The sequence below is a fragment of the Desulforamulus profundi genome, from assembly GCF_002607855.1.
Map to the genome: position 1 here is coordinate 1 of NZ_AWQQ01000028.1, position 1,281 is coordinate 1,281.

General features: G+C 39.3%; 2 protein-coding genes. Both read right to left on the reverse strand.

Features of this window, described 5'->3' with window-relative positions:
• Window positions 1-668 precede the first annotated feature (668 nt).
• Window positions 669-917, reverse strand: coding sequence for a polysaccharide deacetylase family protein (locus P378_RS04320; RefSeq protein WP_238472871.1), 249 nt, complete (start codon window positions 915-917; stop codon window positions 669-671).
• Window positions 866-1,045 (reverse strand): polysaccharide deacetylase family protein, encoded by a 180-nt coding sequence (locus tag P378_RS20935; protein WP_238472872.1) that lies wholly within the window; start codon window positions 1,043-1,045, stop codon window positions 866-868. Before P378_RS20935 ends, P378_RS04320 begins: the two co-directional genes overlap by 52 nt.
• Window positions 1,046-1,281: the final 236 nt, after the last annotated feature.

The following is a 1,281-nucleotide window of genomic DNA, read 5'->3' on the forward strand; positions in this document are numbered from 1 at the left end:
CAAGGGCATAATAGATGCTGTTTTCAGAAACAAGGGGTCTGTTACTCCATTGCTCTAATACATCAATGTCGGTTATAGATAATTGACGTCCTTTTTGCTTTAACATATTAAATTAGCACTCCCTATCTAATGATAGGTATTTATTCCTACAAATATCTCCATTTTCCTTCCTGTTATGCTAAAGATATCTAATTTTGGTTATTATTGTTTGAAGTTTTTCAACAGTCTCCTAGGAGGATAAAATTCTCTATGCTATTGAACATCAGGCATATGGCCCTAGTTGTTGGGATATTTTTCCTATTTTCCAGGTTGAAAAAACACCTTATTTATAAGGCAGTTTTACTTGTATATAAAATCAGAGCAACTTTAAAGGAAACCATGTAAGTTTACAAGGACTGCTTACAGTGGTTGGTTAGCTATGACATTTGTTTTTATATTCGACTTTCGATGTTATGGCCAAAAAAACCTACCAAAAGCGCAAAAAAAGGAAATTTCTTTTGTATACAAGCCTTGCTTTTTCGACATATATCGATAATTTTATGAAAGAAAAGGTTTCACAATCTACCAAACCGTTATTAATCCCACATAATGCCAGTACCTTTATGAATATATTGGTCAGATTTGGGAACAAAAAAAATCGTTGACCGGGTGGTCAACAATGCAAGAGGCTAGTACTTATACAGTTCTTCAATAAATTTCTCGTTGTTGTAATGGCCGGTTACACGGATGCGGCGGAGTTTGAAGGGGTTTGAGTCAGCTTTGGCAAGACCCAGTTCGGTGGTGACGGCTGCTCGGTAGCCGGCAAGATCCGCCACGGTGTCGTTGTAGCTGCCGTGGGGGTAGGCAAAAAATTCGACAGGCTTTTTCAGGCCATACTCCAGGGCGCGCTTGAATTCTTCGATCTGGTGACGGGCCACTTCCGGCGGCACTTCCGCCAGGTGGGGGTGGCCACCGTATGGGCGCCGATGGTAAAGCCAGCCTCAGCCAGTTCCCGTATTTCATGCCAATCCATAATTTTGTTTTCGGGCTGGAGTTTCTTTTCCACATCAAATCACTAGCGTTGCATAAAACTTTCGCATAAATTAAAAGGTAATAATTGGAAGATATAATTGTATAATTTTGTAATTATTTGGGTGTATACACCAATTAACCCATTTTACTTTATGCTAAAGGAACAACCACTTAAGAGGTAGTCCTTTAATCCACATTTTTACAAATGATGTAATTCCTAGGCTATTATCGGGTCGTAAGTTAAATCATCCAGGTGGTCTGCTTCACCTT